9 protein-coding genes are annotated in these 6,513 nt (G+C 62.1%); 3 read left to right on the plus strand and 6 right to left on the minus strand.

From position 1 onward, the window contains the following. Positions 1–70: 70 nt before the first annotated feature. Genes F6X62_RS10675 through F6X62_RS10690 form a run of 4 tightly spaced genes read right to left on the minus strand, consistent with a single transcriptional unit; the run spans position 71 to position 3,313 of the window. Positions 71–652 carry a DinB family protein gene (locus F6X62_RS10675; RefSeq protein ID WP_153773471.1) on the minus strand — a complete coding sequence of 194 codons (582 nt, stop codon included), beginning with the start codon at positions 650–652 and terminating at the stop codon, positions 71–73. An 11-nt stretch (positions 653–663) separates the two neighbouring features. After that, complete coding sequence (gene zapE / locus F6X62_RS10680; protein WP_371926292.1) at positions 664–1,764, minus strand: cell division protein ZapE; 1,101 nt, start codon at positions 1,762–1,764, stop codon at positions 664–666. A gap of 54 nt (positions 1,765–1,818) precedes the next feature. After that, positions 1,819–2,967 (minus strand): PQQ-dependent sugar dehydrogenase, encoded by a 1,149-nt coding sequence (locus F6X62_RS10685; protein ID WP_153773472.1) that lies wholly within the window; start codon positions 2,965–2,967, stop codon positions 1,819–1,821. A 25-nt stretch (positions 2,968–2,992) separates the two neighbouring features. Beyond that, positions 2,993–3,313, minus strand: coding sequence for a hypothetical protein (locus tag F6X62_RS10690; RefSeq protein WP_153773473.1), 321 nt, complete (start codon positions 3,311–3,313; stop codon positions 2,993–2,995). A gap of 201 nt (positions 3,314–3,514) precedes the next feature. Between F6X62_RS10690 and F6X62_RS10695 the strand changes: the two genes are divergently transcribed. Then, entirely contained in the window at positions 3,515–4,003 is a 489-nt protein-coding gene (locus tag F6X62_RS10695) for an LEA type 2 family protein (RefSeq protein WP_054895324.1), read from the plus strand. 3 nt (positions 4,004–4,006) lie between these two features. On the opposite strand, the gene F6X62_RS10700 is transcribed toward F6X62_RS10695, so the two are convergent. Further along, positions 4,007–4,270: a hypothetical protein gene (locus F6X62_RS10700; RefSeq protein ID WP_054895323.1), complete on the minus strand. Its 264-nt coding sequence runs from the start codon at positions 4,268–4,270 to the stop codon at positions 4,007–4,009. A 127-nt stretch (positions 4,271–4,397) separates the two neighbouring features. On the opposite strand from F6X62_RS10700, the gene F6X62_RS10705 reads away from it, so the two are divergent. Then, complete coding sequence (locus tag F6X62_RS10705; protein ID WP_054895322.1) at positions 4,398–4,718, plus strand: YqjD family protein; 321 nt, start codon at positions 4,398–4,400, stop codon at positions 4,716–4,718. A 30-nt stretch (positions 4,719–4,748) separates the two neighbouring features. Here F6X62_RS10705 and F6X62_RS10710 read toward each other — a convergent pair whose 3' ends face one another. Next, entirely contained in the window at positions 4,749–5,366 is a 618-nt protein-coding gene (locus tag F6X62_RS10710; protein WP_054895321.1) for a tRNA-(ms[2]io[6]A)-hydroxylase, read from the minus strand. A 152-nt stretch (positions 5,367–5,518) separates the two neighbouring features. Between F6X62_RS10710 and F6X62_RS10715 the strand changes: the two genes are divergently transcribed. Continuing rightward, positions 5,519–6,382 (plus strand): universal stress protein, encoded by an 864-nt coding sequence (locus F6X62_RS10715; RefSeq protein WP_054895320.1) that lies wholly within the window; start codon positions 5,519–5,521, stop codon positions 6,380–6,382. Positions 6,383–6,513: the final 131 nt, after the last annotated feature.

Genomic DNA, 6,513 nt, shown 5'->3' on the forward strand with positions numbered 1-6,513 from the left:
TTGCGGCAAGCTGGGAGCGGCCTTCTACGGCCACAAGGCCGCTCCTGAACAGATGGCGCGGGCAGAGCTGTCAGGCCCGCCAGACCTGCTCTTCGCTCCACCCCAGTTCGGCAAAATCATCCGTACGCAGGGGCGCTTCCTCCTCGCAGAAGAATTCGTCCAGCTGCGGCGGGCGCACCGAGGTGTCGCTGAGCATCGCATGCACCTGCCCGCGGTGATGGATCTGGTGTTCGAACAGGTGCGCGAGCAGGCGCAGGCGCTGCTCACGCTGGACCCGGTCAGGCCGCACGATACTCACATAGCGCCGCAACTGGTCGTCACGCAACAGTCGGCAATATGCGATCAGGCGCTGGTCGGCCTGGGCCTGCTGGGCGTGCAGGTCGGTGCAGGTAGCAAACGGCTGTTCAGGCTCGAAGAAGCGCTCGCCATCCGCCTCGGGGGCTTCACCGCGCTGCTCGCACTCCAGGGCATTGAGGTAGAACCAGTCCACCGTCAGCAGGTGATTGAGCGTGGCCTTGATCGAGGGAAAGAAGCTGCAACGGGGGGCGACGAACTCGTCGTGGTTCAGTTGCAGGCATGCCTTGTACAGGCGATGGTTGGCCCAGCCATTGTTGTAGGCCTGGGTCAGCAGATGGTGCGACAGCAGCTCCATGGTCGGCTCCTTCAGGCGAAGCGTTGCAGTTGCATCTCCCGCAGCCGGCTCAGGGTCCGCCTGAACGGGAACGCCAGATACCCTTGAGTGTAGAGCGCTTCGAGCGCAACCTCAGCTTCCAGGTGCAAGGCGACCCGACGGTCGTAGCATTCGTCGACCAACGCGATGAAGCGCCGCACACTGTCATCGCGGGGCGACAGCGCCGGTAACTGGCGATCACCGGCCACTACACGCCGGGCGCCGTCCTCGGTTCCGCGGGCGATGCGCCCGGCACGTTGCACCCCACCCAGTGCTGGCAGCCCCTCCAGCAGGATGGCCGTATAGCGGTCACACAGGGCCATGAACTCAGTCGCCGCCAGCGGTTGCTCGCACAGGTCGGCGAAGCGGCACCAGATCACCTGCTCGCTGCGGCGAATCACCTGGATCTGCCGCGACCCGACCTGCAACGGTTGGTCGGTGCCGGGGTCATCCGCGCTCAGTTGCCGGAATACCTCGACCATTGCGCCGGACTTGCCCGCCTCGGCAATCCAGTAGCGCTGGCGATGTTCGCCGGGGTGCAGGCGGTGGTCCTGTTCACCGGCCACGGAAACGATCTGCATGTGCCGCTGGATCGCGGTGATGGCCGGCAAGAAGCGCTCCCGATTGAATCCGTCGAGATACAACTGGTCGGGCGGCTGGTTGGACGTAGCGACGATGACCACGCCCTGGTCGAACAGCACCTGAAACAGGCGCCCCAGGATGATCGCGTCGCCGATATCGCTGACAAACAGCTCATCGAAGCACAGTACGCGGATATCCCTGGCCAGCTCTTGGGCCAACGTATGCAGTGGGTCGGCAGTGCCACTCAGCAAAAACAGGCGCTGGTGCACCCAGGCCATGAAGTGATGAAAATGCTGTCGCCGGGAAGGAACCGCAAGGCACTGCTGGAACTGATCCATCAACCAGGTCTTGCCACGTCCGACCGGGCCCCACAGGTAGACGCCCTGGCCGCTACGCCCCTGCTCCAGCACCTCGAAGCAGTGCTGCAGGGCGGCAACAGCCTCAGCCTGTGCAGGATCGGCGGCAAAGCCTTGCTGCAGGATGGCTTGCTGATAAAGGGCGTAGGGCGTCATGGCGATGGGTCGTGGGCAAATCGCCATGGTAATGGGGGTTTCCCGGATCCGCCATCAACTCCCGCTCAGGCCCACCTTCAGCAGCGCCCCATCCTTGGCGTCGGTCAGCACGTAAAGGTAACCGTCCGGCCCCACCCGCACATCACGAATACGCGCCTTGAGTTCCCCCAACAGGCGCTCTTCGTGGACGATCTTGTCACCGTCGAACTGCAGACGAATCAGCTCCTGGGTGGCCAACGCCCCTATGAACAGGTTGTGATCCCAGGCCTTGAAGGTCGGGCTGTCGTAGAAGGCCATGCCACTGATACCTGGGGACTTCTCCCACACATGGTGCGGATCTTCCATACCCTGGACATGCTTGCCCTTGGCCTCGGGGATCGGCAGCAGCGAGTAGTTGATGCCATGGGTCGCGATCGGCCAACCGTAGTTCTTTCCTGCCTGGGGAATGTTGATCTCATCGCCGCCACGTGGGCCATGCTCGTGGGTCCAGAGCTTGCCTGTCCAAGGGTTGAGCGCCGCGCCCTGCTGGTTGCGGTGGCCGTACGACCAGATTTCCGGGCGCACATTCTTCTGGCCGACGAAGGGGTTGTCCTTGGGCACCTCGCCATCAGGCAGGATGCGGACCAGCTTGCCCTGCAACTTGTCCAGATCCTGGGCGGTGGGGCGCTGGTTGTTCTCGCCCAAGGCAATGAACAGATACCCCTCGCGGTCGAACACCAGTCGCGAACCAAAGTGGTTACCGTCAGACAGCTTGGGTTGCTGGCGGAAGATCACGGTGAAGTTTTCCAGGCGCGCGCGGTCCTGCGACAGCTGGCCACGTCCGACCGCCGTGCCTGCCTTGCCGTCCGCGCCCTCCTCGGCATACGACAGGTAGACCGTGCGATCCTGGGTGAACTCCGGCGAAAGCACCACATCCAGCAGACCGCCCTGCCCTTGCGCCCAGACCTTGGGCACCCCTGACAGCGGCGGCCCGACCTTGCCTTCGGCCCCGACGATGCGCAGGTTGCCTGAGCGCTCGGTGACGAGCATATCCTTGCCCCCCGGCAGGAATGCCAAAGCCCACGGGGTGACCAGACCATCAGCAACGGTACTGACGGTCAACTGCCCTTTTTCGCTCCGAAACTGCCTGTCGCCGGCAGCCTGCGCCAATAGCGGAAACAGCGCGGCTGCAGCCAGGGTGGTCATCCAGATACGTGACGTCATGCGGGGATCCTTCCAATCAAGAGGCTCAGGGCGCACGTTGTGAATCGCGCGGTGGCCGAGTGGGTTCCAGGTTCGGGGTCTGTTGCTGACGGCGCAGGTTGTCACCGTTGCCGATGCCGCGGTTGTCCAGCGCAGGTGGCCGCACAATTGGTTGGGTCGAGGGACCGCGCACCGGCGGCGTCGCCGGCACACTGCCTTGGCGGCTGTTGGGGTTGGCGCGCTGAATCGGACTGTTGTAGGGGTTATTGCGGTCGCTGGCGGCAAGCAAGGGCATCTGCACGGGGGCCGCGTGTGCTGGAAGGCACAGCAGCAGGCTGATGGCGAGGAAAGGCAGTGTAGGTTTCATCCTTCATCTCCGGTACGAAAAGTCGCGCCCAAGCGTTGGATAGCCTAAGGCGCTTCAGGTTCGCGACAAAAGCATGAAAACCAATGGAGTTGATTCGTGATGTTTCCTTCAGGCCGGAAGCGCTCGGAGCGACAGCGAGGGTTTCACCGATGGAATGTATTTGCCACACTCAAGGGCCCTCTACAGCCAAGGCCCCCTGACATGACCGCCTGCTTGCGTAACTCAGCCCGACTGTGCCTGGCCCTGCTGCTGGCCCTCGCTCTCAATGCCTGCGCACTGCTGCAAAACCGCGATCCGCTGAACATCAATGTCATCGGTATCGAACCCCTGCCCGGGCAGGACCTGGAGTTGCGCATGGCAGTGAAGATACGCGTGCAGAACCCCAACGAGACGCCGGTGGACTTCAACGGTATTGCACTGAATCTGGAAGTGAACGATCAACCGTTGGCGGCAGGTGTCAGCGACCAGCGCGGGCATATCGGCCGTTATGACGAGGCGGTGATCGTGGTCCCGGTGAGCATCACCGCGTTTTCGTTCTTGCGCCAGGCGTATGGCCTGAGCCAAACCCAATCGCTACAGGGATTGCCCTATGTGCTGCGTGGGAAGTTGGCCGGCGGACCGCTGGGTACGGTGCGCTTCACCGATAAAGGCAAGCTCGATCTGCCGCAGCCTGGGGGTGCAGGCTGGTGAGGATCAGCGGTTGGCGCTGGCTGCCGCCATCATCTTGTTGACTTCGCTGCGAACCATGTCGGCGAACTCCGGAGGCGACATACCCTCCAGCTCGGCACGGACCCATTCGGCCCACTTGCCCTTGCGTCGGGGTTTCTCGGCGATCATTCGGGCTGCTTCACCCTTGGCCTTGCCGAGGTTGCTTTGCCAAAGCTGAAACAGTCGGGCTTTTTCCGCCTCGATCTGCGCGCGTTCGGCGAAATCTCTGTTGGCCAGATTGAAACTCATGGTCTTTCCTGCCGCTTGAAAATGAGCGCTATCTTACACCTAGCGGCGAGGCGCTGGTATGCCGGTGCAACTTTCGACGCACGCCGTTATCCACTGTACAAGTCAATCCATCTACGAGGACGTGTTCATGGCCAGGAAATCCACCGCAACAGTCGACAGCGATCAGATCAAGGACCAGGTATTCAGTGAGCTCCAGGCCTTGATCGAGGAGTCCGAAAAGCTTCTCGACGACAGCGCCTCACTGGTGGGCGAAGAAGCCGACACCTTGCGCGCCCAGCTTGGCCTGAAGCTGCGTCAGGCACGCCAGGCCACCAGTCGTCTGGGGCAGAAGGCACAGCCGGTGGTAGATGCCACGCAAGAGTACATTGGTGGTCATCCGTGGCAGACCGTCGCGATTTCCGCAGGTTTCGGGCTGGTGGTCGGCTTGCTGCTCGGCCGTCGTCAGTAAGCTGACGCGCCCCCGCGGGCCCGCTCGCCCTCAGGCGGGCTGGGCCATCGGGATGCCGCTGTGAAAGCGCATCTCCATATCTGGCGAGCTGATCAGCTCGGCTTCCACTTCCCTCACCTTCTCCACCACCCGCGCGATATCAGCTTGTTCACCATAGTGGTGCGCCAGTTTCAGGTAGCCCTGGTAATGACGTGCCTCACTCTTGAGCAGGCCGTGGTAGAAGGTGCCAAGCTCCTCATCCAGGTGTGGCACCAGCGCTGCGAAACGCTCACAGCTGCGCGCCTCGATAAAAGCGCCGACGACCAGGGTATCGACCAGCTTGACCGGCTCGTGAGCACGCACGACGCGGCGCAAGCCCGAGGCATATCGTCCTGCCGAAACAGGCCGCAGGGGGACGCCACGACGCTTCATCAGGCGCAGAACCTGTTCATGGTGCACCAGCTCCTCTCGGGCCAGGCGCGACATCATGTTGATCAAGTCCAGATGGGTGTTGTACTTGGCGATCAGGCTGAGCGCGGTGCTGGCGGCCTTGAACTCGCAGTTCTTGTGGTCGATCAGCAGGGTTTCCTGGTCGGCGAGCGCCGCTTCGATCCAGGCGTCAGGCGTAGGGCAGCCAAGGAAGGCGTCGATTTCAGGGGTCAGGGACATAAGCTCACAGCTGGGTAGCATCGCAGGAGCGCGGATTATACCGAGGGCGATGCCGATCGCCAGCGACTATGCTTGATACACGTCAAACGGCGCGATACATACCGCCGACTATAGTCAGGCATTGGCCTTCATATCCCAACGGAGTCATGCCCATGCAAGCCGTTCGCAGCATCCTCGTCGTACTCGACCCCGAGCACGCCCACAGCCGGGCGTTGACCCGGGCCAAGCTGATCGCCGGGGTGACCGGCGCACGCCTGCATCTGCTGATGTGCGACAAGAAGCAGGACCATAGCGCCCTGCTCAGCCTGCTCAGTAGCCAACTGCATGATGATGGCTACGACAATGTCACCCATGAGCAGGCCTGGCATGACACGCTGCATGAGTCGATTATCAGTGTGCAGCAAGCCGAAGGGTGCGAACTGGTGATCAAGGAGCATCGTCCGGACAATCCGCTGCGCAAGGCACTGCTTACACCCAGCGACTGGAAACTGTTGCGCCAATGCCCCTGCGCCGTGCTGATGGTCAAAAGCGAACGGCCCTGGACCGGCGGCAAGATCCTCGCGGCGGTGGATGTAGGGAATCAGGACGGGGATCATCGGCGGCTACATGCCAGCATCATCGACCATGGCTATGCGATCGCCAGCCTGGCCAAAGGCGAGCTGCATGTGATCAGTGCTCATCCCTCGCCGATGCTGTCGGCGTCCGACCCGGTGTATCAGCTCAGCGAAACCATCGAAAAACGCTACCGCGAAGCGTGCTCGGCATTCCAGGCGGAGTTCGATATCAGCGAAGATCGCCTGCATGTCGCCGAGGGGCCTGCCGATGTACTGATTCCCTATACCGAGAAACAGATAGATGCGGTGGTCACCATCGTCGGTACCGTTGCGCGCACGGGGATATCTGGCGCCTTGATCGGCAACACCGCCGAGGTGGTGCTTGATTCACTCGAGGGGGATGTACTGGTGCTCAAGAGCGAGGAGGCCACGACGCACCTGGCCGAGTTGGCGCGCGGTTGATTGCGATACAGATCGGTTTTTCGGTCGCTGTTTTGCACGGCCAGAAAGACAAAACCCCTACCTGCTCGCGCAGATAGGGGTTTTGCGAAATGAATCTTGACGATGACCTACTCTCACATGGGGAAACCCCA

Origin of the sequence: Pseudomonas sp. MNR3A (assembly GCF_009650575.1) — a bacterium.
GTDB classification, from domain to species: Bacteria; Pseudomonadota; Gammaproteobacteria; order Pseudomonadales; family Pseudomonadaceae; genus Aquipseudomonas; species Aquipseudomonas machongensis.